Raw genomic sequence first — 26,288 nt, forward strand, 5'->3', positions numbered from 1 at the left:
CTCACGCCTCCTTCTGGTCGGTCTTGGATCCGTTGGCAGCGATGTACGCGTTGAGCGTCTCCACGCTGAACACCACCTCATCGGCGTCGAGGACGTCGTAGGTGTTGAGCTGATCGGCCGAGATCGGCAGCACGTTCTGCAGGTTCGCGACGCTCTTCCATGCGGTGAGGTCCTCACGGCCCAGCACCACCAGGAACTTGCGACGATCGCTCAGGCTCTCGAGGAACTGACGCGCGGTCTTGGTCGAGGGGACCTGACCGGGAACCAGCTCGGTGATCACATGGATGCGCTCGTTGCGAGCCCGATCGCTCAGCGCGCCGCGCAGGGCGGCCGCCTTCATCTTCTTCGGGGTGCGCTGGCTGTAGTCACGCGGCTGCGGACCGTGCACGGTGCCACCACCGGCGAACTGCGGTGCGCGGGTCGAACCCTGACGGGCGCGACCGGTGCCCTTCTGCCGGTACGGCTTGGCGCCACCGCCGCGAACCTCGCCGCGGGTCTTGGTGGCGTGCGTGCCCTGGCGCGCGGCGGCCTGCTGGGCCACCACGACCTGGTGCATCAGCGCGATGTTGGCCGGCGCGTCGAACAGTTCGGCGGGCAGATCAACGGTGCCGTTGGTCGTGCCGTCGGCGTTGCGGACGTCCAGCGTCAATTTGACTGTGGTTTCGGCGCTCACTTGTCAGCACCACCCTTCACTGCGTCGCGAACCACCACGATGCCGCCCCGACGACCCGGGATCGCTCCCTTGATCAGCAGCAGGCCGGCCTCGGCGTCCACCTTGTGGACGGTGAGGTTCTGCGTGGTCACCTTGTCGTTACCCATACGTCCGGCCATCCGCATGCCCTTGAACACGCGGCCCGGGGTGGCACAGCCACCGATGGAACCCGGCGCGCGGTGCACGCGGTGTGCACCGTGGCTGGCGCCCAGACCGGAGAAGCCGTGACGCTTCATCGGACCGGCGAAGCCCTTGCCCTTGGAGGTGCCGGTGACGTCCACCAGCGCACCGTCGGCGAAGATCTCGGCGGTCAATTCCTGACCGACCTCGAGCTCGCTGACATCGGCCACGCGGATCTCGGCCAGGTGCCGGCGCGGGGTGACCCCGGCCTTGCTGAACTGACCGGCGACCGGCTTGGTGACCTTGCGCGGATCGATGGCGCCGTAGGCGACCTGCACGGCGGTGTAGCCGTCACGCTCCGCGGTGCGCAGCTGGGTCACGACGTTCGGGCCCGCCGCGATGACGGTGACCGGGACGACGCGGTTGTTCTCGTCGAATACCTGGGTCATGCCGAGCTTGGTGCCCAGGATGCCCTTGGTTGAACTCTGGTTGCTCATGATTCTTCGCCCCCGCCCTACTGGATGTTGACGTCGACGCTGGCCGGCAGGTCGATGCGCATGAGCGCGTCGACCGTCTTCGGCGTCGGGTCGAGGATGTCGATGAGTCGCTTGTGGGTACGCATCTCGAAGTGTTCGCGGCTGTCCTTGTACTTATGCGGCGAACGGATGACGCAGTACACGTTCTTCTCGGTGGGCAACGGCACCGGGCCGACCACGCGTGCCCCGGTACGGGTCACGGTTTCCACGATCTTGCGCGCCGAAGCGTCGATCGCCTCGTGGTCATAGGCCTTGAGCCTGATGCGGATCTTCTGTCCCGCCACGCTGTGTCCTCTTCCGTCAGTTGTTCTCGACAGACGAACACCGCGCACCTGGACCGGCACTAGCCGCCGGCGGGCACATAGATCACCGCGTGAGAGTCGGGATCGACGCTGTTCATCTGTCGTTGTACGTTGGCTCGCCCATCAGACGAACCGATTTGCTCCGGCACCCGCGGTCGGGCGTGTCGAGTCCGTGAACCGAGACCGGCGCACGCGTTACACGCCCAGTCCCCGATTTCCGGGCCTGGGAGTCATTCACCTGAGCGAAGCCGCGGAAAATCCCGCAACCTGCCGTCCAGGCAACCCGACAAGTATGCACCAGGGCGGGGGGTGGATTCAAATCGGCCCCTGATCCCACCCGACCTGCAACGACCGCGCAGTCAGCTGCTACCAGCCGGAGCGGGGTGGGCCCCCGAAACCCTGCTGACCCGGCTCCTGTCGGCCGGGCGCCGACCTGAACCCCGATTGCCCCGGATACTGCTGCTGCCCGAAACCCTGTTGTCCGAACCCCGGTTGCCCGAGTCCCTGTTGTCCCGGTGCCGACCCGAAACCCGGCTGCGGCGCGCCCGGGAATCCGTTCCCGAAGGCGGTCGGCGCCGGACCCGCCGGCGTCGCGGGCCGCATCAGCGACAGCACGAGCCCGCCGACGGCGACGATCAGTGCGACCAGCGCCGCGACGAACACGATCCACAGTCCGTAGCCCGCGTGCACGTCGGGAGCCGGGCCCCCGAGCGAGTTGTCGTCGGCAGGACTCTTGCCGTCGGCAGAGACCGCCGCACCGGGGTCGGAGAGAAAGATCGCCGCAGCGATCAACGCGGCGAGGCCGATGACGGTGCCGACGATCGACGCGATCGCGGGAAATCTCCGCAGGATCAGCGGTACCGACGCGATGACGAGGAGCACACCGAAGACGATCGTCCACACACCCGGTGCCGCCGTGTTGTCGTCGGACGAGTCGCCGGAGCTCTGTTCGCGCTCGAGCTCCTGTTTGAACTGTTCCTGGAATTGTGACGGCAACGACGAGACGTCGATGTCATTGCTCGTCGACACCGACCCGAGACCGGTCACCGACGACGACACCGATCCCGTGATCGCCCCGGCACCCGGAATCGACTGATTGAGTTGGAGTTCGGCGGTGGCCCACGTCAGGAAGCTGAAGGCGACCATCACCAGGCCGAGCACTGCCAAACCCGCGCCGATGATCAGGGTGGGCGTGGGTCGCCCGGAGCGCGTCGCGGTGAGTCGCGACGCCACCGATCCGGACCCGGATGCCGGCGCAGGCGCCGCGGGCGATCCGAACGGACCGGGTTGCCCGTACGGCTGCTGCCCGGCGTTCGGTTGCTGGTGCCCGTGATTCGGCTGCCCGTACTGGGGCTGACCGTATTGGGGCTGACCGTATTGCGGCTGGCCCTGCCCGCCGGGCGCGCCGTAGCCCGCCTGGCCGAATCCGCCGTGACCGGGATTCGAGGACCCCGGCTGCCCCTGACCGCCGAGATTCCCGTGGTCGCCGAATGTCATTGGTCAGCCTCCCGCAGCCGTTCGCACACCTCTGCCGAGGTTCGGACGCATCGAACTGTATCCCCCGGAACGGACATTCACCGCGCATGTCGATCATTCGATCATTCGGATCAGGAAGCCGCGTGGCCACCCAGACTTGTCGGCGGACGCCGCGCACCGCGGATACAGCCAGGCTCGGCCGGCATGAATCAGTCTGTCCCCGAACCGGTTTGACGAGCGCACGAGGCAACCGATCCGACCAGGTGCGGACGGCGTCATGTGCAAGACGTCGACGACGCCGGGACCATGGAGGTCTCCGACGTCGTCGACGAGCCGACCCGGCGGTCGGATGAATGTGGTATCAGGGCAGGGGAATCCAGAACCCGAACAGCCAGAACCCGTTCGGGGTGTACTGACCCGGCTGCCAGCGCGGCTGCGGATGCCACTGGGGCCGGGGATGCCACTGCTGGGGCTGTGGCTGCCACCGGTTCGGCCGTGGTTGCGGCTGCCACCGGTTGGGCTGCTGGTAGTGGTTTCCCTGCGGCGGCGGGGCGGCCGACGCGATGCCGGCGCCGATGCCGGTGACGATGGCCCCGGCGGCGATGACGCCCGCCACGATCCGCTTTGCGGGCACTGAGCGCGACTTCACCGACCGCGCCTCGGTCCCCGAACTGCTGACGGTGTTCATGAGATGTCCCTTCGAACGACAATGATCGTCGACGGCGTCGGACGGCGTCGGCTCGACAGCCGCGACGAACAACAACTCCCGACCGTGTCGGTCGGGAGTCGACGGCGTCGTCGGCCAGTGCTGACGCTACGCCGTCCCAGGGACAGAAAATCGGACCTGACCTGCAGATTCGCTGTGGGAGGCTGAGCCCTTTAGGTGCTTTGATCCGAACGCGAAGAGCTGATTGCCAGCCGAATCACATCAATGTTCGTTTTGCTCCCAGCAACCCCACAGCGCCCCTGCGGTCGGTCAGGGCAGCGGAATCCAGAACCCGAAGAACCAGAACCCGCGCGGGCTGGTCTGACGCGGCGCCCACTGCTGACGCTGGGGCTGCCGCTGGCGCTGGGGCTGCGGTTGCTGCTGACGCTGGGACTGGGGCTGCTGCTGGCGCTGCGGTTGCTGCTGGGTCTGCTGGTGGGCGGGGGCCGTCGGCGCCGCCGAGGCGAGACCCGCCCCTGCTCCGACGCCGGTGATGATGGCGCCGGCGGCTACGACACCGGCCACGGTGCGCTTGACGGTGATGCCCGAACGCTTGGCGGTCGCTGTTGTCATGTGGGTTTCCCTTTCTGGGATCTACGGACGGACGACGAGGTCGAAAGACCGCCGTCCACAGCCACGGCGACGTCGCCATCGGTGTGATCAGCAGATCCGATCCACTCCCCGGCGCACCGTTCGCTTCGTGTCTAAGCCATTACGCTACAACCGTTTTCGGGCCGAAATCGTCGCGCACACTGCGAGGTCTCTGTGCGGTTCATGCCGGTTTGACCGTTTCACCCGGTACACCCGAAGCGTCCTGTCAGGACCGCCACAGACAAGGCCGCAGTGCTCACAGCCGATCGCCAGCGATCTCGGCCGAGCACGGCCGCTCGCCCCGCACGGGTGGGCGGTTAGGGTCGGTTCCATGACGACCAAGCCCTCGCACACCGACGATGTTCGACCATCGGCGATGACCGCGACCTATGCCCTGCGCCGGCGCCTACCCGACAACGTTCTCGGCCACGCCCTGTTCTCTCTCGGAATGGTCGCGCGCGTTCCCTACTTCGGCACCGTGCTGCCCATCGTCGAGGAGATGCGCCCCGGGTACTGCAAGGTGAGCGCGCCCAAGTGGTTCGGTGTGTACAACCACATCGGCACCTTCCACGCGATCGCGGCCTGCAACCTCGCCGAGGCCGCGATGGGCATGCTGATGGAGGCCAGCCTGCCGCCGTCGCATCGCTGGCTGCCCAAGGCCATGTCGACGCAATACCTGGCCAAGGCCACCACACGACTGACGGCGGAGGCGACCCTGACCGAACCGATCGACGTCGAGGCGATCAGTGCCGGAACCGACGTCGTCGTCTCCGTCCGCATCCTCGACACGCACGGCACCGAGGTGGTCCACGCCGACATCACCACCTGGGTGACGCCACGCGCGGGCGACGACTCACGCTGACGCACCGGGACAAAACTCCTAGGCTGGGACGATGACGTCGCGTCTGCCGCGACATGGAGACGAAAGGTTGCTATTTCATGTGTGGAGTCTGCGGCGAGATCCGCTTCAACGGGTCCGCGCCCGACGTCTCTTCCGTCGACGCGATGACTGCCGCGATGGCGCGACGGGGACCGGACGCCTCCGGAATCTACATGAAAGGCAATGTGGCGCTGGGGCATCGGCGTCTGAAGATCATCGACCTGTCCGAGCGGGGCGGTCAGCCGATGGTCGATCCCGAGTTGGGGCTGGCGTTGGTGTTCAACGGCTGCATCTACAACTATCAGGAGTTGCGCCACGAACTCGAGGGCAAGGGCTACCGATTCTTCTCCCACGCCGATTCCGAGGTCATCCTCAAGGCCTTTCACGCGTGGGGCGCCGACTGCGTCGAGCGCCTGATCGGGATGTTCGCGTTCGCCGTCGTCGACACCGATTCGGGCACGGTGACCCTGGCTCGCGATCGTCTGGGCATCAAGCCGTTGTATCTGGCGGAAACCCCCGGGCGGTTGCGGTTCGCGTCGTCGTTGCAGGCGCTGCTGCGGGCCGGGGACGTCGACACCTCCATCGACCGGGTCGCGCTGCACCACTACTTCAGCTTTCACGCGGTGGTTCCGGCGCCGCACACCATGTACAACGGCATCCGCAAACTGCCTCCGGCCACCGTCCGAACCATCACCCGCGATGGCCGCAGCACCGAGCGCCGGTACTGGGAGCCGGTGTTCGCCCCACATGCCGATCGGGCCGACTGGGACGAGAAGCGCTGGCAGTACGAGTTGATAAATTCCCTGCGCACCTCGGTGCGGCGTCGGATGGTCGCCGACGTCCCGGTCGGGGTGTTGCTGTCCGGGGGCATCGACTCGTCTCTGGTGGTGGCGCTGCTGGCCGAGCAGGGCCAGACCGACCTCGCCACATTCAGCATCGGATTCGATTCCGCAGCAGGCGAATCGGGCGATGAGTACGCCTACTCCGACCTCATCGCCGATACCTTCGGCACCGATCATCACAAGATCCACATCGGCACCGACCGGCTGCTGCCCGCCGTCGGCGACACGATCGCCGCAATGAGTGAGCCGATGGTCAGCCACGATTGCGTCGCGTTCTATCTGCTCTCCGAGGAGGTGAGCAAGTCCATCAAGGTGGTGCAGTCCGGGCAGGGTGCCGACGAGATCCTCGGCGGCTACTCCTGGTATCCGCCGCTGGCCGGTATCGCGCGCCCGGAGACGACGAAGGCCTACCGTGAGGTTTTCTTCGATCGGTCACACGAGGAGATCGCCGCGATCCTCGCCGACGATTATCTGTTGGAGGAGCGCGATTTCGACCCGAGTTGGGAGTTCGCACTGGCCCATCAGTCGGCGCCGGGTGCGGACACCTCGGTCGACGCAGCGCTACGACTCGATACCACGGTCATGCTGGTCGACGACCCGGTCAAGCGGGTCGACACGATGACCATGGCCTGGGGACTCGAAGCACGCGTGCCCTTTCTCGACCACGAGTTCGTCGAGCTCGCCGCCACCTGCCCGCCGGATCTCAAACTGGCACATGGCGGTAAGGGCGTTCTGAAGGAGGCCAGTCGCGCGTTGCTGCCCTCGGCCGTCATCGACCGCACCAAGGGGTACTTCCCGGTGCCGGGTATCCGGCATCTCGAGGGTGAGGTCTTCGATCTCGTCGCCGATGTACTCAAGACGCGCTCAGCAACCGACCGCGGGCTGTACCGGCCGGCCGCGCTTGACCGACTGTTCACAGATCCCAACGGGATTCGCACTCGCCTCGACGGCAACGAGCTGTGGCAGGTCGCGATGCTCGAGATGTGGTTGCAGACCATGGAAGGTATCACCGCACCGTGACGCCGTCCGTTCCACCCGGCGCGCAGGCGTCGACACCCGATTCCATCGCCGCCGGCGTCCCCGACCCCGCGTTCTCGGTGCGCTTCGACGAGAACGGGTGGCACACGTACGGTCCGTCGGTCTCGCCGGACGGGTCGGCATTCGCCTACATCGTCGACGACGGGACAGGTTATCCGCGTGCGGCACAGCGGGTTCTGACTCCCGACGGGGTCGGCGAACTGCGGTGGGTGCGGGTGCCGGCGACCGGACCGGTGCGCAAGCTCGTGCATTCCAGCGACGGCCAGTGGCTCGCGGTGGAGCTGGCGCCCGGCGGCGGTGAGCACCACCAGGTGTGGGTCGTGACGACCGATCCCGACGACGACACCGCACATCGCGTCGCCGCCATCCGTCCCGACGGTAATCCCTACACCGCGGGCGCCGGGCGGTCTTTCGGTACGGTGACCCTCGTCGGTTGGGACACCGACTGGGTCCTGATCACCGCCACGGCGACCGACGGCACCGCGCACTCGCTGCGGATTCATCCGAGCACGGGCACCACCCAAACCCTCGACGTGCGTGTCGGTGGCGCACTGATCGACTCGTGGAAGGGCGCCACGCTGCTACGTGTCGGCCCACGCGGTTACCACGACATGCTGCTGCTGCGACGCCGGGATCGCCAGGACGGCAAGGGATCGGCCGGTCCGCTCGGTGGTCACGTCCGACGTTCGGCGCGTCCACTGCGACCGGCGCTCGCGGTCGAGGCCCGTGAGGACGAGCCGGAGGTCGAGATGAGCACACTGTTGCCCAACGATCCGGGTTCGGTGACCGACGACGGGTACATTCTCGACCAGGGCTTCGACCACCCGTCGCTGGTGTTCGTCGGGCCGCCCGGTGACGCCGAGCGTGATCTCGACTCGGTACAAGCCGTGGTGCGCAGTGACTTCGACGCCAAGTATCCGCGCCTACTCGGGGTGGAGGTGGCCCGCACCGGAACCCGCTTCCGGGTGCTGGCACAGCGCGCGGGCTGCGGCCTCGACGCCTTCGCGGTCTCCCACGACCAATCAACGGTCGCGATGTTGTGGAACACCGACGGGCACAGCGAGTTACAGATCATGACGCTTCCCGATCAGACACTGCACGATCCGATTCCACTGCCGGGTGACGTGGCATCGGAGTTGTCGATCAGCGCGGCGGGCACTCTCATCGCGGTGACGGTGTCGAGTCCGCAGCGCTCGCCGCTGGTGCATCTGATCAACACCGCGAGCCGGGAGGTCACCCCGGTCCGCGACGACATGGTGACCGGCACCGGCCCGTCGCACACCCTGCGGCCCGAGTTGCACGATTTCTCCGCGCGCGATGGGATGCCGTTGTCGGGCTGGCTGTTTCGGCCAGCACAGCGCTCATCCGACGCCGACGACGGTCCGACCCCGTACCTGTTGTATTTTCACGGTGGTCCCGAGGCACAGACCCGGCCCGACTATCACTTCCTGTTCGGTCCGCTCGTCGACGCCGGCATCGGGGTGTTCGCTCCCAACGTGCGTGGGTCCTCGGGGTACGGGCGTCTGTTCTCACACGCCGACGACCGCTACGGCCGGTACGCAGGGATCGACGACGCGGCCGATTGTGCCGAGTATCTCGTCGATGCCGGTATCGCCGATCCCGACGCGCTCTACGTGTCGGGACGGTCCTATGGTGGCTATCTGACATTGGCGTGCTTGACTTTCCACCCCCAGCTCTTCGCGGCCGGCATCGCAATCTGCGGTATGAGCGATCTCGAGTCGTTCTTCCGCAACACCGAGCCGTGGATCGCGGTGGCCGCCTACACCAAGTACGGTCATCCGGAGTCGGATCGCGAACTGCTGCGTGACCTGTCCCCGATCCACCGGATCGACGAGGTGTGCGCTCCGTTGCTGGTGATCCACGGCGCCCACGACACCAACGTTCCGGTCAGTGAATCGCAGCAGATCGTGCACGAATTGCGGTCTCGTGGTCGGGTGGCCGAGTTGCTGATGTTCGGTGACGAGGGCCACGAGATCGTCAAGCGCGACAATCAGCAGCGACTGACCAACGCGGTTGCCGATTGGGTGCTGCGTCATCCCTCGGCCGCGGCCGCCCACGCCGAATCGCACCGGCTGGCCCGCGCCGCCGAATTCGGCTGGGATGCCGCGGATTCGGTGTCGGATCAGGCCCGGCTGTCGTGAACCGCCGTCGGCCCAATCTCCTGGTTGCGAAACTCGTCGAGGTCCGATCACATCACGAGCACGCGAACATCGAGGAGGAGTTGCGCCGACTGATCCTCTCCGGTGGCGCACCGCCGGGCACCGTCATTCCCCCGGGTGAGGTCGCCAACGCCTTTCGTGTGAGTCCGATCCCGGTGCGGGAGGCACTCAAGACCCTCGTCGGAGAGGGACTGGTTGTCCACCAGCGTAATTCCGGGTATCGGGTGAGTTCGTTGTCGACCGACGAACTCAAGGAGATCTACTTCGTTCGCGGCGTCTTGGAGCAGGCTGCGCTCGCCCAGTCCGTCGACCGTGTCTCCGACGCCGACATCGCAGCTGCACGTGACTGCCACGAGCAACTGGTGACCGCCACCAAGTGGGGCGACGGCAAGTCATTTCACGACGTGTCGAGACAGTTCCACATGTGCCTGACCGCGCCGTGCGCGATGCCACGTTTGTTGTCGATGTTCGAGTCGACGTGGAATCTGACCGAGCCGTTCCAGATCATGCGCAGCGTGAGCTCGGCCACCCAGGAGCTCCTGAACGCCGACCATGCGGCTCTGCTGGACGGATTCACCGCTCGCGACGTCAGCGCCGTACTCGACGTGGCGAATACTCACCACGCTCGCCTGGAGACCGCGATCCTGGAGACCGCGGGCCGTCTCGGCCTTCCACCGCAGTGACGGCCGGGGAGAATATATCCGTCGAGTAATCGTCGGGTAACAATGCGTTCGTAGGTTGTTCCTCAACCATTCGTGTGAGGAGCCGATCCCATGTCCGCAACCACCGACTCCGCTGCGGCGCAGACGCATCACAGCGCCGCGGGCGACAGTGTCATCAAGCCCGGCTATGACCCATCTCTGACCAACGAGGACCTCGCTCCGCTCAAAGAGCAGAAGTGGACCTGGTACAACATCTTTGCGTTCTGGATGTCCGATGTGCACAGCGTCGGCGGATACGTGTTCGCGGGTAGCCTCTTCGCGCTCGGCATCGCCGCCTGGCAGGTCCTCGTGGCACTGCTCGTCGGCATCGTGGCGGTCAACCTCCTGTGCAATCTCGTCGCCAAGCCCTCGCAGAAAGCAGGCGTGCCCTATCCGGTGACGACGCGCATCTGCTTCGGCGTCAAGGGCGCCAACATCCCGGCGATCATCCGTGGTGTCATCGCGGTGGTCTGGTACGGCATCCAGACCTATCTCGCCTCGGTCGCCTTCGGCCTGCTGGCGTTGAAGTTCTGGCCGTCCCTGGAGCAGTACGGCGACACCGGAACACACTCGTTCCTGGGTCTGTCGCCGTTGGGCTGGGCCGGCTTCGTCCTGATGTGGGTGCTGCAGGCGATCGTCTTCTGGAACGGCATGGACACCATCCGCAAGTTCATCGACTTCTGTGGTCCCGCAGTGTACGTCGTCATGATCGCGCTGGCGGCGTACCTCATCGTCAAGGCCGGATGGAGCAATGTCCACTTCGATCTGTCGGAAGGGTCGGGAACCACCGGCTGGGCGTCGGTGACGGCGATGATCAGTGCGTTCGCCCTTGTGGTGTCGTACTTCTCGGGCCCGATGCTCAACTTCGGCGATTTCTCCCGCTACGGCAAGACCTTCGGTGAGGTCAAGAAGGGCAACTTCTGGGGTCTGCCGGTCAACTTCTTGTTCTTCTCCCTCCTCGTGGTCTGCACGGTTTCGGCCGGCGCCACCGTGATCGGCCGGGACAGCGACGGCAAGATCGTCACCGACCCGGTCCACATCGTCGACCAGATCGACAACACCACCGCCGCCGTATTGGGCGTGCTGACCTTCGCCATCGCCACCATCGGCATCAATATCGTCGCGAACTTCGTCTCCCCCGCCTTCGACTTCTCCAACGTCGCACCGACCAAGATCACCTGGCGGATGGGCGGAATGATCGCCGCGGTCGGTTCGGTGCTCATCACCCCGTGGAATCTGTTCAACAATGCCAGCGCGATCCACTACACGATGGACACGCTCGGCGCGGTGATCGGACCGCTGTTCGGAATCCTGATCGCCGACTTCTATCTCGTCAGGAAGCAACAGATCGTGGTCGACGACCTGTTCACCCGCAAGCCCGAAGGCGCCTACTTCTACCGCAACGGCTGGAATCCGGTCGCGGTGATCTCGGTGATCCTCGCCTCGATCCTGCCGATATCCTTCGTCATCTGGGGCACCGCCTACGAGGCCAGCTTCACCTGGTTCATGGGCGCGGGCGCAGGTCTGGTCATCTACTACCTCGGAATGCGGTTGGCGCCCAACGAATTCGTGTACGGGCGCGCGGCGGCTCCGGGCGGCGTCACCGCGCATTCGACCAGTGACATCTCGGTGGCGGCCGACGGCTCGATGAGTCTCGACGACCAGCCGACCACCGTCTCGGTCGGCGACGGCGAGGACGACGGGGGCACCGCGTCCCTGACGAAAGCATGACGCCCCGCCGGTGGCAGCGGGACCGATCGACATGGTGAACTCGCTGCCATGAGGCTCGTTGTCATCAATCCCAACACCACCGCAGAGATGACCGCGGTGATCTCGGCCGCCGCCCGCTCCGTCGCGCGGGCCGACGCCGAGATCGTCGCGGTCACCTCCGCAACCGGCCCCGAATCCATCGAAAGTCATTACGACGAGGCGCTCGCGGTGCCCGGCGTCCTCGATGCGATCGCCGCCCACCCCGACGCCGACGGTTACCTGCTGGCCTGCTTCGGCGACCCGGGACTCGATGCGGCCCGCGAGGTCGCCGTCGCACCGGTACTCGGAATCGCCGAGGCCGCAGTGCATCTCGCGGCCCCCCTCGGCCGCGGGTTCTCCATCGTCACCACCTTGTCGCGCACCATCGGCAGGGCACGAGATCTGGTCTCGCACTACGGTTTCAGCGATCGCTGTCTCGGTATCCACGCGTGCGAGATCCCGGTGCTCGACCTCGAATCCAACCCCGACACCGAGGCCATCCTTGCCAAGGCCTGCGCGCAGGCACTCGCCGACGACGGCTCCGACGCCGTCGTCCTGGGCTGTGCCGGCATGGCCGATCTGGCTGCGCGGATGTCCTCGCAGATCGGTGCGCCCGTCGTCGACGGGGTCGCCGCGGGGGTCGGCATGCTCTCGGCGATGGCGGCGATGGGGCTGCGGACCGGTACCGCGTCCGGAGAATTCGCCTCGCCACCACCCAAGCGCTACACCGGGGTGCTGCACCACTGGGGTTCTCCGGGGTGAGACATCCCGTAGCGGGCATGCCGGGCGGCGGCCACCGGTGGGCGGCGCACCAATGACCGGTGCACGGGTGGGACGCCGGACGCGGTTCTCCGACCCGATAGGGTGTGCGCCATGGATGTCTGCCCCGACGACGAGTTGACGCGTGCCGCGTTGCGCGCGGCAATCGGCGACCGGGCGGCACTGACGGCGTTCATCCGCGCCACGCAGAAGGACGTCTGGCGGTTCATCGCGCACCTCGGGCACGCGAACACCGCCGACGATCTCACCCAGGAGACCTACCTGCGGGCGATGAAGAGCATCTCCCGCTTCCGGGCCGAGGCCAGCGCCAAGACGTGGCTGTTGTCGATCGCGCGACGGGTCTGCGCCGACGAGGTCCGGCACGACCGGTCCCGCCCGCGTGTCAGCCCCGGCGTCGACTGGGTCTCGGCCGCTGAGGCCCGCAGCTCCCGTCCCCGCTGGGAGGACATGGTGGAGGTGAACCTCCTCCTCGAGGATCTGCCCGCCGAACGTCGTGAAGCGCTCGTCCTCACCCAGATCCTCGGCCTGTCCTATCAAGAAGCCGCCGAGGTCACCGGCACCCCGATCGGCACCATCCGCTCCCGCGTCGCCCGGGCTCGCGAGTACCTGATCGCCGCGTCGGCTCCGCAACGTCGATCGGTCTGAGGCCTGACGTCGCGCCTCCGTCTCGCACTGTGACGTAGACCACTCGACTCGTCGGGAACCAGACGGTGTACGTCACCGACCTATCCTGAGGACGAGTGTGCGTGAGGCTCCGACGTTCCCGAGAGGCGAGGTGATCCGGGACGCCGGAGGCCAGAGATCGAGGATGATGTGACCACCCTGCACGACGTGAATCCCCACCACGATGCGAACTCCGGTGCCGCTGCGAACCCCGGGGCAACCGCGAGCTCTGGGGCCGACGACCCGGCGATCGACCAGCGGCGTCAGCTCGACGTCACCGGCATGACCTGCGGGGCATGCGCGGCTCGCGTGGAACGCAAACTGAACAAGGTCGACGGCGTGAAGGCGTCGGTCAACTATGCGACACGGGTGGCGACCATCGAGGCGCCGGCACAGGTGAGCACCGAGGACCTCTGCGCCGTCGTCGACAAGGCCGGCTACGGTGCGACGCCCCGCCCGCAGGTGCCCACCAGGATTCCCGACACCGACGCCGCCGACGCGAAGCGCCTGTTCCGGCGACTGGCCGTCGCGGTGGTGCTGTTCGTGCCGCTCGCCGACCTGTCCATCGTGTTCGCGGTTGTGCCCTCGACGCGGTTCACCGGCTGGCAGTGGCTTCTCATCGCGATGGCCGCACCCATCGTCACCTGGTGTGCCTGGCCCTTCTACCGGATCGCGGCGAAGAATCTGCGCACCGGGGCGGCGACCATGGAAACGCTGGTCACCCTCGGCGTGCTGGCCGCGACCGGCTGGTCGTTGTACTCCATGTTCACCACCGACCCCAACGCCACCACCCACGGCGTGTGGGATGCCATCTGGAGCAGCGACTCGATCTACCTCGAGGTCGCCACCGGTGTGACCGTCCTCGTCCTGGCCGGCCGGTACTTCGAGGCGCGCGCCCGCTCACGAGCCGGTGGCGCACTGCGGGCGCTCGCGGCGATCGGTGCGAAGGACGTCGCGGTACTCCTGTCCGACGGCCGCGAGATGCGCATCCCCGCCGAAGAACTCTCCGAAGAGCAACGCTTCGTCGTGCGGCCCGGCGAGACCGTCGGCACCGACGGCCTGGTGATCGAGGGCAGCGCGGCCATCGACATGAGTGCGATGACCGGTGAATCCCGGCCGGTCGAGGTCACCCCCGGCGAGGCCGTCATCGGCGGCACCACCGTCCTCAACGGTCGGCTCATCGTCGAGGCCGCCGCGGTGGGCGCCGACACCGCCTTCGCCGGGATGATGCGGCTGGTCGAGGAGGCCCAGTCCGGCAAGGCCCGGGCCCAACGCCTCGCCGACCGGATCGCCGGGGTGTTCGTCCCGATCGTCGTGGCCCTGTCCCTGGTGACCCTGGCCGTCTGGCTCGGTCTCGGTCAGCCCGCCGACCGCGCGGTGTCGGCGGCCCTGGCCGTGCTGATCATCGCCTGCCCGTGCGCGCTGGGATTGGCCACCCCGATCGCGGTGATGGTGGCCACCGGACGCGGTGCGCAGCTCGGCATCTTCCTCAAGGGCCACCAGACCCTCGACACCTCTCGTCTGATCGACACCGTCGTCTTCGACAAGACCGGCACCGTCACCGAGGGCACACTGTCGGTCGAATCGATCCATCCTGCGCCGGGATTCGACGCCGACGAGGTCCTCGCACGAGCCGCGGCGGTCGAGGCGGCCTCCGAACACGCCGTCGGCGCCGCAATCGCCGCCGCGGTGACCGAAGAACACCGCGCCGAGGTCACCGACTTCACCACCGAACCCGGACGTGGCGTCAGCGGCATCGTCGACGGCCACCGGGTCCGCGTCGGCTCGCCCCGATGGGCCTCGCATGCGCTGGTGGTGCCCGCCGAGCTGGCCCGCGCCCGACGCGACGCCGAAGCACAGGGCAAGACCGTGGTCTACGTCGTCGTCGACGATGTGCCCGCCGCGGCCATCGCTGTCGGCGACACCATCAAGACGTCTGCGGCCACGGCGATCGCCGCGCTCAAGGCCGCCGGCCTGCGCACGATCCTGCTGACCGGAGACAACGAGGGCGCCGCCCGTGCGGTCGCCGAGGCGGTGGGCGTCGACGACGTCATCGCCGAGGTACTGCCCGATGAGAAGGTCGAGACCCTGCGCGCCCTGCAGGACGAGGGGCATTCGGTCGCGATGGTCGGCGACGGCATCAACGACGGCCCGGCACTCGCGACCGCCGACCTCGGGCTCGCGATCGGCCGCGGCACCGACGTCGCCATCGGCGCCGCCGACGTCATCCTGGTCCGTGACGACCTCCGGGCCGTACCGGCCGCCCTCAGCCTCGCCGGGGCCACCCAACGCACCATCCGCACCAACCTGGTGTGGGCGTTCGGCTACAACGTCGCCGCGATCCCGATCGCGGCGCTCGGCGTCCTCAACCCGCTGATCGCCGGTGCCGCGATGGCGCTGTCGTCGCTGTTCGTCGTCACCAACAGCCTGCGGCTGCAACACTTCGGCGAATCCCGACGCTGAGCGGCTTCAGCTCCCACGGACGCTGACGGGCGGCACCCGCTGTTCTTCCGTCAGCGTTTCGTTCTTCCCCGGGAAATTTCCCGCGGACGAACGGATTTCTTCGGGAAGAACACGGCGCGCCGGTGGGGACCAGCCCACGTCACCGCCGGGCGCGCACCGTCAACCCGACGGTCACCAGCATCGCGGCGACAAACAAGCAGATCGTCACCACCGACCCATGGGTCACGACCATCGACACGGCCAGCGCACCGGACGCGAAGGCTGCACCACCGGCCATCAACCACCATGTGCGCGAAGAACTCTCGCTCCCCCGCGCCGGCGGCGCAGCGGTGTCTGCGCGCGCCGCGATCATCATCTCGACGAGATCGGGGCCCTCGTTACCACGCACCACCCGCAGCGGCTCACCGATCTCCGGAATCGTGAAACGCTGCAACGCCTGATACCACTGCGCGCAGTCGGCGCATCCGGCCACGTGTTCGTCCACACGCGCCGACGGAACGGTCTCCCGTTCTCCGTCCACACGCGCCGACAGCGCCTCCCGCGCGACCTCGCACCGCATGAATCCATTGTCCCGTCACGGTCAAGTCAGGCTCCGGCCCGGCACATTCACCGGCTCCGCCTCAGTGACACTCACCGGCTCCGCCTCAGCCACATCACCGGCTCCGCCTCAGCCACATCACCGGCTCCGCCTCAGCCACATCACCGGCTCCGCCTCAGCGACGTGTCCGGGCCAGCTCCTCGAGCATCTTGTTGTAATCGTCGAGCTCGGAGTCCTCGTAGGTTTCGGCATGCCGATCGGCCCGGCGTGCTTCCCGTCGATCCGACTTGGCCCACTGCGTCACGATCGCGATGACGACGAGCACCACCGGGACCTCGCTGGCGCCCCACGCGATCGCCCCGCCGAGCCACTGGTCGTGCAGCAGATCGGTGACCCAGGGCAGACCGAGCTGGCTGTAGAACTCGCCACCGGTCACCGACGACATCGTCATCAGCGCGATACCGAAGAACGCGTGAAAAGGCATGACCGCGAACAGCAATCCGATGCGCGCCAGGTACGGGATGCGCCGGGGTCCGGGGTCGATACCGATGATCACCCAATAGAAGAGGTAGCCGACGATGATGAAGTGGATCGTCAGCAGCACGTGACCCCAGTGATAGCGGACAAACGTGCCGAAGATGGCGGTGAAGTACACCACGTAGAGCGACAACACGAACAACAGCAACGCGACCGCCGGATTCGACAGCACCCTGGTCACCTTGGAGTGCAGCACCCAGAGCAGCCATTCGCGCGGCCCGGGTGGGCGCGAACCGGCCGTCGGCAGAGCGCGCAGGGCCAGGGTCGCCGGCGCACCCAGCACCAGCAGCACCGGCGCGAACATGTTGAGCGCCATGTGTTCTGCCATGTGCACACTGAACATCGCCGAACCGTAGGCGCGCACCCCCGACCCGGTCACGACGACGAGGACCAGACAGCCCAGCATCCACGAGAGGGTGCGACCCCACGGCCACTCGTCACCCCGGCGACGCAGCCGCAACACCCCGATCCCGTACAGCACGGCCGCGGCAATGGCCGCGGTGCCGACGAGGAAGTCGAATCGCCAGAAGGTGGCCAGCCGCCACGCGGTCGGCGGTCCCGGCAACTCGTAGCCGAGGAACACGTCCCACGCGGTGAACGGGTGCGCGAGCAGGCCGGGCGCCACCCGGGTGTCCATGATCGCCCAGCACACGTACACCGCCGCCATCACCGCGACGGCCGCCATCTCGATCCGCCGCAGCCGTGTCGCGCCCGACGCCGACCGCAGCGCGACGACGCTCGAGGCGGTGGCCGCGATCAACCCCACCACCATCACCACCGAGGTCACCCCGAAGGTCGTGGTGAACAGATAGCGCACCGGCACCAGGAACGCGATCAGGATCACCCCGGAGATCAGCGCCAGCACATCGGCGACGCCGACGATCGAGGTGTGCCGGCGTTCGAGGATCACGCGGTCGGCCTCGGGCGTCACGGTCGGGGCGGCCACGTACGCGACGCGGTATCCGATGGAGACGGCCATGGCCAGCACCAGGACGATCACCAGGCTGGTGCCGTAATCGTGGTTGGGTCCCTGAGCACCGTTGCCGGCCATCGGCAACGCGGCGACGGCGATTCCGGTGGGGATCAGCAGAACCGCGTGCGCAATCCAGGACAAAAAGAATCGGACGGCGATCGCAACGACGGTGGCGAAGATCGCGACCACCAGCCAGGCCACCGCCTCCTCGCTGATGCCGATCGCCTCGAACAGGGTTCCCGACGACACGAGCTTGCCGAGCGGGAGACCGTACCCGTCGGATGCGGCGACGCCGACCATCAGCCAGGCCACCACCGCCCACACCGGCGTCGCGCGCGAGACGAAGAGGTGCGCGCGATAGACGGTGGCGTCGATGATGCCGTCGGAATCCGGTCGCGACCCGGCGACCACGAACGCCAATGCTCCCAAACACAGCGCGGCAAGGGTGGCGCCGACGAAGTATCCGGCCACATCGAGTACCGCGGTGGTCAGACCCGGGTACGGATCGCCGCGCTCGATGTGGCGGGTCGGACCCGACACCAGCGCGTAGAGGACCACGACCAGCAATCCGGCGGCAAGTACCGCGCCCACCCAGCGCACCGCGGCGACGTTCGATCGTCGTGCCGTCCCCACAGACGCAGCGCCGGCGGCCACCGGATTGTCGGTGGAAACAGCGGTCCCGGCGGGCGAGGTTCCGGCAGGCGCCGTGTCGACGGTCGCGGCAACGTCGGTCGAGGTTGGCGGCACGCCGGGATCGGCGTGGGCATCGTCAGGGGCGGTCACAACAATGTCTCCTAGCAACGCCGCTGCGAGACGGCATCGTCGTCAGTCTACGACGCGGCGTAGGCGAACCGACCACGCTGCCGAGGCCCGCATCGGCGTCACGTGACGAGAACCACCCGGGACCAACGTCCCACCGGCCCCTACCGCTCAGATGCTCCTCAGATTCCTGCCAGTACCCTGAACACCGGCATGGCGGTCCTCCGGTCCTGCGCAGACCGACCGGAGCCCGACACCGATGCCGGAGAACCCGTGGACCAGGGAGACAAAAAGTGGCAGACAAACGCCGGAAGCCGATCGTCGATCCGCGAGCCGCCGAACGGCGCCGTTCGCTCTTCATGAAGATCGGGGCGGGTGTTGCGATCGTCGTCATCGCCGTCATCGTCGCCGTCGCGGTGATCCTCACCAACAAGTCCTCCACAGGTGACGCGACCGCGCCGTCGGTCGCGACCAACAGCTCGTTCCGCGTCACCACCGCACCCAAGGGCACCACCCCGCCGGTGACCGTGCAGATCTACGAGGACTTCCAGTGCCCGGTCTGCAAGCAGTTCGAGCAGGTCTACAGAGACGCGCTGACGCAGGTGCGCAGCAATCCCAAGGTCGCCACCGATTATCAGCCGGTGGCCATCCTCGACCGGATGTCGAGCACCAATTACTCCACCCGCGCAGCCAATGCATCGGCGTGTGTGGCCGAGGCGACCAAGGGCGCCGACAACTTCGCCATCTGGCTCAAGTTCCACACCATCCTGTACGCGAATCAGCCCGAGGAGAACGGATCCGGTCTGACCGACGATCAGCTCGCTGATTTCGCCAACCAAGCGGGCGCACCCAACGTCAAGGAGTGCATCTCCGACGGCCAGTTCAAGAACTGGGTCGGTCAGGAGACCACGGCCTCCCAGGTCCAAGGAACACCGACGGTGAAGATCAACGGTCAGGATTTCAACATCCAGCTGGGGCCCGATGCCTTCCTCGCCCAGATCAATCAGGCCGCCGGCACCGCACAGTAATCCACCCCGAGACGAAGCGACCAGCAATGAGCAGCACCACCTCTCCTTCCGGCACCACCCCGGACCCTGAGGCACCGGCGGTCGAACCGCCCGACGACGAGCTGATCGCCGCGGACGTGATCACCGATGACCGGCCGTGGTGGCTTCAGCGCCCCGACGTGTCCACCGCGACCGGCATCGTGACCCTGATTCTCGGTGTCCTCGGGTTCATCTCGGCGGCGACGCTGACGATCGAGCGCATCGAACTGCTCATCAACCCGGAGTACGTGCCGAGTTGCAGCATCAATCCGGTGCTGTCCTGTGGCTCGGTGATGGTGACCGAGCAGGCTCGTGTCTTCGGGTTCCCCAATCCGCTGATCGGTATCGCCGCCTTCTCGGTGATCATCGTGACCGGCGTGCTCACCATCGCCCGCGTCTGGCTGCCGCGGTGGTATTGGGCGGGTCAAACACTCGGGCTCGCCCTGGGTTTCGTCTTCGTCAACTGGCTCGCCTTCCAGAGCATCTACCGGATCAACGCGCTGTGCCCTTACTGCATGGTGGTGTGGACGCTGACGCCGATTCTGTTGATCCTCAGCGCCGGAAGGCTTTTCGGTGACTCGCCACGAGCCCACGACCTTCGCGGCTGGCTGTGGGTGCTGTTGCCGCTGTGGTACGCGATCATCATCGTCGCGATCGGTGTGCACTTCTGGGATTACTGGTCGACGCTGATCTGAGACGTTCTGTCTCCTCCGAGGTGGATGGTCACCGAGGTTCGGAGGGGTCCGGACCAGCCGGTGCTCCAGCCGCGCCAGTTTCCAATAGGCGATGGCGATACCCCACGCGACGATGAACATGATCACGATCGCGATGCCCGCGGTGTTCAGATCGAAACCACTGATCCAGTTGGTGATCGGGTCATCCCAGCCGAGATCGTCGTGCAGCACGCTGACCAGTTCGATGGTCCCGATGAGCAACGCCACCGCGATCGACAGGCCGGTGATGGTCAGGTTGTAGTAGATCTTGCGTGCGGGATGGGCGAACGCCCAGTCGTAGGCCACGGTCATGAACATGCCGTCGAGGGTGTCCATCAGACTCATCCCGCTCGCGAACAGCAGGGGCAGAACGAGAATCGCATACCAGGGCAATCCCGCGACAGCGCCGGTACCGGCGAGTGCGAGCAGAGCCACCTCCGTCGCGGTATCGAAGCCGAGTCCGAACAACACACCCACGGGATACATCTGGAATGGATGCCGGATGCGGCGCATCACCGGCCCGAGGAGTCGTGCGAGAAAGCCCCGGCCGTCGAGTGCCTCGTCGAGTTGCTCCTCGTCGAAACTACCGCGGCGCAGTGAGCGGAACACCCGCCAGATACCGATGAGCGCAACGATGTTGATCAGCGCGATCAGATACAGGAACGAGCCGGACGCGATCGTGCTGATGGTGCCCAGCGCATGCCGGGCGGGCGAATCGTCGTCGGCGAGCGCCGAGACCGCGTGGGCGCCGGCGACCACGAGTATCGCCATCACGAAGACGATCGTGGAATGCCCCATGGCGAACCAGAATCCGACCGATTTCGGGCGTTTGCCGTCATTCATCAGTTTGCGGGTGGTGTTGTCGATCGCGGCGATGTGATCGGCGTCGAATGCGTGCCGCAGACCGAAGGTGTAGGCCGTGACGGCGAGACCCACACTGAAGACCTGCTTACCAAGGCTGTAGTGGTGCGGCACGATGACCATGAACAGCACACCGAAAGCCACGGCGTGCATCGCCGCGATGACGCCGAGTTGTACTGCGGCGTGGACCCAGTCGGTCCGGGTCCATCTGGTGCTACCGGCCGAGCCGATCTGGCCGGCGGCCGAGGATGCAGAATTCACGTGAGAGCCTTTGGATTACGCGTCCGGACAAGGTGACGTGGGCCAGGGTCTGGCTGACCGTGCCCGTTCGGCACGGATGACAGTGGCGCGACCGCACCGGATTTCCACCGGTTTCCTGGATTCCCACGCGCTGACGAAGGACGCTACTCCCTCGGCGGTGAAATCAATCGACGAGGCGTCTCGCAGACCGGGGAATTCCCGACGGGAACTCACGACCCCGGGGGCATCACCACACGACAAATCCGACGGTGGTGACCTGCGCGTCGGAATCGCTGAACTGCACGGTCAGCGTCAGTGTCCACGCACCGGCGACGGGAACCGACGCCGCAACGCTGTGCCAGCGGGCCGACCCGGGCGAGCCCGTGTCCGTTGTGTCCGATTGGGCCGGAACGAATCTCAGCGCCAACGACGGAATCCCCGCCGACTCCGAGGACAATGTGGCGCGCAGCGACCGGGCCCGGATCGGCGTCCCGTGACCGTCATCGAGGGTCACGTCCACCACGGTGGCGCCGCGGCGCGTTGTCGATACCGACACCTGTGCCGAGCCGTCGTCGAGAGGGGCCACCACCTGCACCGGCGGACCGTATGTGGTGCGCGCGGGCGGTTCGGTGACCAAGACGGAGGTGACGACGAGGACAGCGATGCCGCATGCCATCTCGAGCGGCACCGAACGCCGAAGACGGCTGAGGCCGAGGCGACGACGCGCGTATGCCGCCAGGCCGAGCATCGACAGTACGAGAGCCGATTTGACGAGTAGCACGACACCGTAGGTGGTGTCCCACAGCGCTTGCACCGGCCAGATCTGCCGCCACGCCTGGAATTCCCCGGAGAGCACCAGGACGACCACCATGGCGAACGCCCACCTCGACCACCGGTGCAACACGGCAGGTGTCAGCAGCTCAGGCGTCGGCGGTTCGGATTCCGGGGATTCAGGTGTCGCCGATTTGGACGCCACCGCGGCTGGGTTCCGGGAGTGCTTGTAAGACAATATGATCAGCACCATCGAGAGCAGCCCGCCGAGCCACAGCATCATTGCCACCACGTGCAGGGTGGTGACCGGCACGGCCAGCCATGCCAGATCCCCCACCGACGCATGGCCGTCGGCGGCGATGGTGACGGCGACACCCAGCCCGCAGGCCCCGATCAGCGCTGCACCCCACGCATGTGGAACTCGCCGGCGCGCGGCCGCGAACAGCACCGGCCCGAGCACCACGACCAGGGCCGCTCTGATGAGCACCACCCTCGTATCGCCACCGTCGAGGCCGGAGGAGAGGGCCGAGCCCGAGAAAGCCTGGCTCACAACGACATCTGCCTTTTCGGCGGCCCGGACGAGAACCGTCCCCGCACAGGCCAGCACCGCCAGAACCCAACTCGACGCCACCGCCCGTCGGAATCGTTTGAGCGCCAACGTTCTCGGATACAGCATCAGCGACACCACCGCGAGACCCACAGCGCCCACCAGGCCCGCGTAGAGCAGCACCTGCGATGCGCGATCGAGTGCGGCGACCGAGGCGGCGACCGGCGGTGCCACCGGGGCGGGCGCTCCGGGGTCGGCCCGCACGCCGAACACGATGGACCCGGTGACCACGTGGGTGTCGGCGGAGATGACTCGCCAGGTGGCCGAATAACTTCCGGCAGGCAGATCGGGGCGCACCGGGATGACCAGGGCGTTGCCGGCCGAGATCAGATGTGGTGAGCCGGTGTCGACGCGATCGCCCTGTGCCGAGATGACACGCGCGGGATCGGCTCCCACACTGATGTTCTCGTCGAAGGTCAACACCACCTGTGACGGCGAGATGGCGACTCGCGAGTCGCCGGCGGGCACGCTGGAGACCAGGGTGGCATGTGCGCCGGCCAGGCCGGGAGTGGCCATCACCAACGCACATACCACCCCGGTGAACACCAGGAGCGCTCTGCGCCAACTCAATTCGATGAACGCCCCTTGCGAATCAGCGCGAGGTTGGCTACCCCGACCAGCAGGGCGATGATCGCGATGACCAATCCGGCGATACCCGGCCATGACGGTGACGAAGTCGAGTCATTCGACATCGACTGATCGGTCGTGTGTCCACCGGATGCGGCGGCGAGGGAGAGCACGGGCGCCGGATGCTCGGGCTCGGCGTGACCGGAGACCGCTTTCTCGTTCCAGTTCACGACGGTGCCGTCACTGTAGGTCTGCTGGGCGGGCAACGAGAGCGTCGCCTTGTCGGGTAGCGGTCCCGCCGACACGCTGAACGTGTCGAAGCTCCCGGGCGCGATGGCTGCCTGCGGGGTCTGCGCCTTCCAGATTACCTGGGAGACATACTGGGTGATCTCGTTGCCGTCGTCGTCCTTCTGCGGCGTGGGCAGGCTCTTCTTGACCACCTGCACCGTCCATCCCGGCTTGGGTTGCGTCGACACCGAGATGATCGGGGTGTCGTCCGGGAAGGTCACCGCCAGTTCCGTGGTCGACGCGGTGTCGGATTCGGTGGGCACCCGGAAGGTCAACACGCCGTATCCGCCCTCGGTGGCGTCGATTCCCGACACCTTCACGTGCGCCGACGCCGTCCCGGAGAGGCCGATCATCAGCGCCACCACAGTTCCCGCCACGGCGAGCACCAACGCCGCTCGTCTTCTCACCATCGATATCCTCGTTCTCTCGTAGTTTCACTATTCCGGTGGCGATTGCACCGGGGTCTCACCTCAGGACGGCGAATGCCACGCCCATCCCGGTTGCCATCAGCACCTCACCCCACGGGCGCGCGGGTCCACGGATCAGCGCGTAGAACCACCACAGTGCGGCGGCGAAATAGGCTGCCGCACAAAGCGCGGCGAGCACCGCGACGCCGGTCGGCTGCGCCCAGCCCGCGGTACCCGGCACGCCCATAGCGCTCATCGAGCCCATACCGGGCATCGAACCCATGCCAGGCATCGAACCCTGGGCCGAGTTCGCCTCCGCCGAAGCGGAATTCACCGTCGCCGGCACCGACATCAGCACCGACATCACCACCATCGACGCCATCATGGCCGCGTCGTAGGACCCCACCAGCAGGTGACGCCGCGTCGCATCGGCGTCGACGACCACGCGATGAGCAAAGAACAGGGCGCCACCGCTGAACACGAGAACCGACACGATCGGTGCCACCTGCGCGCCCCACGGCCAGACCATGGCGATCATCGCGACGGCCATCAGGACGTGCAGAATTCCGGCAAATCGGGTCAGTGGGGTCGGCGAGTGCCAGGCACGCATGAGGTAGATCACCGCGCACAGCGTGAACACGCCGGTGATCGCCACGGTTGCGGCCAGTTCGCCACCCGCCTCTCGTCAGTCAGATGTAGTCGAGCCGCAAGAGTGGTCGGATGCCGGTGCACAAAGGTTCCCGGGATCGATGAACTTCTTTCCCGAAATGTGTTCGGGTGCGCAGGGCGTGGTCGGTGCGGTCAGTGCTCCGCCGCGAGCGCCGCACCGATCCGCCGCGCCATCATCATGATCGTGGCGTGCGGTCCGCTGCGGCCCGGGCTCGGCAGGATCGAGCCGTCCACCACCCGTAGTCCCCGCACGCCGACCACCCCGCCCAGCCAGTCGGTGCGGACGCCCATTGGCAGGCTGCCGAAGGCGTGCTGCGAACTGCGGATCACCGGATCGACCGAGATCGAATCGGGCTCCACCACGTCGTCGAACTCGGCGGACGCCAACATGTCCACCACGTCCGACGCCGTGGCCCACAACGGGGCGGTCGCCGACTCGTCGAGGTCGTCGAACCGTATGCGTACTGAACCTTCCGACGCCGACGTGAGCCGCGCGGGGCCCGCCTGGAGCATCCCGCAGACCCCCATGGCCTGCGAGCCGCCGGCCGATCCGGTCACATACCGCTCGAAATTGTCGGAGTAGCAGCGGATCTCGATACCGTCGCCGGTGTGCACCACGGTCGGCAGGAGTGGCCGCAGATCGTCGGGCGAACGCCTGCGGTATCCGACGAGCACCTCACGGTGTTCGCCGGCGACGAGTACGCCGGAGGGCCCGATCACTTCCGGGATCGAGCGCAGCAGGATGCCTGCGGTACCGAGCGTTCCGGCGCACAGGATCACCTCGGCGCAGGCGATGTCGGCGTCGGTGCCCCCCGACCCCGTGCCCCCCGACCCCGTGACCCGCAGGCCCGTCGCCCGGCGTCCCGCCATCAGGATCTCCTGTACCCGAATACCGGTTCTCACAACGAGATTCGGACGTGCGAGAGCCGGGCGGAGAAATGCCTCCGCGGAGGTCGTGCGCAGTCGGTGGGCGTTGGTGCCCAGCACTGCATTGTTGCCCAGCACTGCGTTGTCGCCCTGCAGTTCGTTGTTGCCCAGCACTCGGTTGAGACCGATGATCGGCCACCGGTCGGTGACATCGCGGACCGGTACCCGCGTCGACCAGAATCGCTCGAAGGCGCGGGCGGCCGGCCCAAGATCGTCCTCGCCGAACGGATGCACCGACATCGGGCCGTCGGTCTCGTCGAGTTCGCGGTAGGCCCTTTCGACGTCGTCGACGCCCCAGCCGGTGGGCCACCCCGCGAAATCATCGCGATGCCAGCGCAAGAAATATCCACCGTTGATCGCCGAGGACCCGCCCAGCCCGCGCCCGCGGACCACGGTCTGGCCGGGCGGCGCGTCGTGGACGGTCACGAAGCCCGACGACGCGCTGATCGGCAGTGTCCGGAGATCGCGAACCGTGGCATCGGGCCAGCCGCTCCCCTGCTCGAGCAGGAGTACCGATCGGGTGCCGTCGCGGCTCAATGTGTCGGCCAGTACCGACCCGGCGCTGCCGGCGCCGACGATGACGACGTCTGCGCGTCGGGGAAGCTCACCCGCCACCGACGTCTCGTCCACCGGCGTCTCTATCACC

General features: G+C 67.0%; 21 protein-coding genes, 2 pseudogenes and 1 riboswitch. Of the genes and pseudogenes, 10 read left to right on the top strand and 13 right to left on the bottom strand.

Going from position 1 to position 26,288, the window contains the following annotated elements:
- Position 1: 1 nt before the first annotated feature.
- The 6 genes from rplD to J6U32_RS22295 form a co-directional block, all read right to left on the bottom strand.
- A complete protein-coding gene (rplD, locus tag J6U32_RS22270) occupies positions 2-673 on the bottom strand; it encodes a 50S ribosomal protein L4 (protein WP_006367912.1) in 672 nt (223 codons plus the stop codon).
- Positions 670-1,329: a 50S ribosomal protein L3 gene (gene rplC / locus J6U32_RS22275; protein WP_006367911.1), complete on the bottom strand. Its 660-nt coding sequence runs from the start codon at positions 1,327-1,329 to the stop codon at positions 670-672. Before rplC ends, rplD begins: the two co-directional genes overlap by 4 nt.
- A gap of 17 nt (positions 1,330-1,346) precedes the next feature.
- A complete protein-coding gene (rpsJ, locus tag J6U32_RS22280; protein WP_003938093.1) occupies positions 1,347-1,652 on the bottom strand; it encodes a 30S ribosomal protein S10 in 306 nt (101 codons plus the stop codon).
- A 384-nt stretch (positions 1,653-2,036) separates the two neighbouring features.
- The gene (locus tag J6U32_RS27560) at positions 2,037-3,167 is read right to left on the bottom strand and encodes a hypothetical protein (RefSeq protein ID WP_244332285.1); all 1,131 of its coding nucleotides are present in this window, start codon (positions 3,165-3,167) and stop codon (positions 2,037-2,039) included.
- A gap of 340 nt (positions 3,168-3,507) precedes the next feature.
- On the bottom strand, positions 3,508-3,834 hold the full coding sequence (locus J6U32_RS22290; RefSeq protein ID WP_208792170.1) for a hypothetical protein: 327 nt from the start codon (positions 3,832-3,834) through the stop codon (positions 3,508-3,510).
- A gap of 288 nt (positions 3,835-4,122) precedes the next feature.
- Positions 4,123-4,425 (bottom strand): hypothetical protein, encoded by a 303-nt coding sequence (locus J6U32_RS22295; protein ID WP_208792171.1) that lies wholly within the window; start codon positions 4,423-4,425, stop codon positions 4,123-4,125.
- A 349-nt stretch (positions 4,426-4,774) separates the two neighbouring features.
- Between J6U32_RS22295 and J6U32_RS22300 the strand changes: the two genes are divergently transcribed.
- The 8 genes from J6U32_RS22300 to J6U32_RS22335 all read left to right on the top strand — a co-directional run bounded on the left by J6U32_RS22300 (position 4,775) and on the right by J6U32_RS22335 (position 15,739).
- Positions 4,775-5,305, top strand: coding sequence for a hotdog fold domain-containing protein (locus J6U32_RS22300; RefSeq protein WP_208792172.1), 531 nt, complete (start codon positions 4,775-4,777; stop codon positions 5,303-5,305).
- A gap of 77 nt (positions 5,306-5,382) precedes the next feature.
- A complete protein-coding gene (locus J6U32_RS22305) occupies positions 5,383-7,185 on the top strand; it encodes an N-acetylglutaminylglutamine amidotransferase (RefSeq protein ID WP_208792173.1) in 1,803 nt (600 codons plus the stop codon).
- A complete protein-coding gene (locus tag J6U32_RS22310) occupies positions 7,182-9,365 on the top strand; it encodes a S9 family peptidase (RefSeq protein ID WP_208792174.1) in 2,184 nt (727 codons plus the stop codon). Before J6U32_RS22305 ends, J6U32_RS22310 begins: the two co-directional genes overlap by 4 nt.
- Positions 9,362-10,066 (top strand): GntR family transcriptional regulator, encoded by a 705-nt coding sequence (locus J6U32_RS22315; RefSeq protein WP_208792175.1) that lies wholly within the window; start codon positions 9,362-9,364, stop codon positions 10,064-10,066. Before J6U32_RS22310 ends, J6U32_RS22315 begins: the two co-directional genes overlap by 4 nt.
- A gap of 90 nt (positions 10,067-10,156) precedes the next feature.
- Complete coding sequence (locus J6U32_RS22320) at positions 10,157-11,815, top strand: NCS1 family nucleobase:cation symporter-1 (RefSeq protein WP_208792176.1); 1,659 nt, start codon at positions 10,157-10,159, stop codon at positions 11,813-11,815.
- A gap of 48 nt (positions 11,816-11,863) precedes the next feature.
- On the top strand, positions 11,864-12,595 hold the full coding sequence (locus tag J6U32_RS22325; protein ID WP_208792177.1) for an aspartate/glutamate racemase family protein: 732 nt from the start codon (positions 11,864-11,866) through the stop codon (positions 12,593-12,595).
- A 111-nt stretch (positions 12,596-12,706) separates the two neighbouring features.
- The gene (locus tag J6U32_RS22330) at positions 12,707-13,258 is read left to right on the top strand and encodes a sigma-70 family RNA polymerase sigma factor (protein WP_208792178.1); all 552 of its coding nucleotides are present in this window, start codon (positions 12,707-12,709) and stop codon (positions 13,256-13,258) included.
- Between the two features lie 168 nt (positions 13,259-13,426).
- Entirely contained in the window at positions 13,427-15,739 is a 2,313-nt protein-coding gene (locus J6U32_RS22335) for a heavy metal translocating P-type ATPase (RefSeq protein ID WP_208792179.1), read from the top strand.
- A 439-nt stretch (positions 15,740-16,178) separates the two neighbouring features.
- Here J6U32_RS22335 and J6U32_RS27740 read toward each other — a convergent pair.
- A pseudogene (locus tag J6U32_RS27740) lies at positions 16,179-16,298 on the bottom strand (zf-HC2 domain-containing protein); the annotation flags it as partial.
- A gap of 154 nt (positions 16,299-16,452) precedes the next feature.
- Complete coding sequence (locus J6U32_RS22345) at positions 16,453-18,570, bottom strand: cytochrome c oxidase assembly protein (RefSeq protein ID WP_208792181.1); 2,118 nt, start codon at positions 18,568-18,570, stop codon at positions 16,453-16,455.
- 269 nt (positions 18,571-18,839) lie between these two features.
- Here J6U32_RS22345 and J6U32_RS22350 point away from each other — a divergent pair, with 269 nt between their 5' ends.
- Both J6U32_RS22350 and J6U32_RS22355 read left to right on the top strand, forming a co-directional pair.
- On the top strand, positions 18,840-19,574 hold the full coding sequence (locus tag J6U32_RS22350) for a DsbA family protein (RefSeq protein WP_208792182.1): 735 nt from the start codon (positions 18,840-18,842) through the stop codon (positions 19,572-19,574).
- A gap of 26 nt (positions 19,575-19,600) precedes the next feature.
- On the top strand, positions 19,601-20,287 hold the full coding sequence (locus tag J6U32_RS22355) for a vitamin K epoxide reductase family protein (protein ID WP_208796278.1): 687 nt from the start codon (positions 19,601-19,603) through the stop codon (positions 20,285-20,287).
- A 150-nt stretch (positions 20,288-20,437) separates the two neighbouring features.
- Here J6U32_RS22355 and J6U32_RS27565 read toward each other — a convergent pair.
- The 5 genes and pseudogenes from J6U32_RS27565 to mftG all read right to left on the bottom strand — a co-directional run.
- Positions 20,438-21,319, bottom strand: a pseudogene (locus J6U32_RS27565) (HoxN/HupN/NixA family nickel/cobalt transporter); the annotation flags it as partial.
- A 131-nt stretch (positions 21,320-21,450) separates the two neighbouring features.
- Positions 21,451-21,589, bottom strand: a riboswitch (cobalamin riboswitch).
- A gap of 64 nt (positions 21,590-21,653) precedes the next feature.
- Entirely contained in the window at positions 21,654-23,354 is a 1,701-nt protein-coding gene (locus J6U32_RS22360) for a copper resistance CopC/CopD family protein (protein ID WP_244332287.1), read from the bottom strand.
- Positions 23,351-24,049, bottom strand: a complete 699-nt coding sequence (locus tag J6U32_RS22365) for a YcnI family copper-binding membrane protein (protein WP_208792183.1) — start codon at positions 24,047-24,049, stop codon at positions 23,351-23,353. The genes J6U32_RS22360 and J6U32_RS22365 overlap by 4 nt, the downstream gene beginning before the upstream one ends.
- 55 nt (positions 24,050-24,104) lie before the next feature.
- Complete coding sequence (locus tag J6U32_RS22370; RefSeq protein ID WP_208792184.1) at positions 24,105-24,701, bottom strand: DUF5134 domain-containing protein; 597 nt, start codon at positions 24,699-24,701, stop codon at positions 24,105-24,107.
- A 146-nt stretch (positions 24,702-24,847) separates the two neighbouring features.
- Positions 24,848-26,272, bottom strand: a complete 1,425-nt coding sequence (gene mftG, locus J6U32_RS22375; RefSeq protein ID WP_244332289.1) for a mycofactocin system GMC family oxidoreductase MftG — start codon at positions 26,270-26,272, stop codon at positions 24,848-24,850.
- Positions 26,273-26,288 lie beyond the last annotated feature (16 nt).

It is taken from the genome of Gordonia polyisoprenivorans (genome assembly GCF_017654315.1).
Classification (GTDB): domain Bacteria; phylum Actinomycetota; class Actinomycetes; order Mycobacteriales; family Mycobacteriaceae; genus Gordonia; species Gordonia polyisoprenivorans_A.

What these genes read in the sequence shown, in the direction of transcription:
- rplC (WP_006367911.1), bottom strand. Translation starts at nt 1,329, where the DNA reads ATGAGCAACCAGAGTTCAACCAAGGGCATCCTGGGCACCAAGCTCGGC.
- J6U32_RS27560 (WP_244332285.1), bottom strand. Translation starts at nt 3,167, where the DNA reads ATGACATTCGGCGACCACGGGAATCTCGGCGGTCAGGGGCAGCCGGGG.
- J6U32_RS22290 (WP_208792170.1), bottom strand. Translation starts at nt 3,834, where the DNA reads ATGAACACCGTCAGCAGTTCGGGGACCGAGGCGCGGTCGGTGAAGTCG.
- J6U32_RS22295 (WP_208792171.1), bottom strand. Translation starts at nt 4,425, where the DNA reads ATGACAACAGCGACCGCCAAGCGTTCGGGCATCACCGTCAAGCGCACC.
- J6U32_RS22300 (WP_208792172.1), top strand. Translation starts at nt 4,775, where the DNA reads ATGACGACCAAGCCCTCGCACACCGACGATGTTCGACCATCGGCGATG.
- J6U32_RS22305 (WP_208792173.1), top strand. Translation starts at nt 5,383, where the DNA reads ATGTGTGGAGTCTGCGGCGAGATCCGCTTCAACGGGTCCGCGCCCGAC.
- J6U32_RS22320 (WP_208792176.1), top strand. Translation starts at nt 10,157, where the DNA reads ATGTCCGCAACCACCGACTCCGCTGCGGCGCAGACGCATCACAGCGCC.
- J6U32_RS22325 (WP_208792177.1), top strand. Translation starts at nt 11,864, where the DNA reads ATGAGGCTCGTTGTCATCAATCCCAACACCACCGCAGAGATGACCGCG.
- J6U32_RS22330 (WP_208792178.1), top strand. Translation starts at nt 12,707, where the DNA reads ATGGATGTCTGCCCCGACGACGAGTTGACGCGTGCCGCGTTGCGCGCG.
- J6U32_RS22355 (WP_208796278.1), top strand. Translation starts at nt 19,601, where the DNA reads ATGAGCAGCACCACCTCTCCTTCCGGCACCACCCCGGACCCTGAGGCA.
- J6U32_RS22365 (WP_208792183.1), bottom strand. Translation starts at nt 24,049, where the DNA reads ATGGTGAGAAGACGAGCGGCGTTGGTGCTCGCCGTGGCGGGAACTGTG.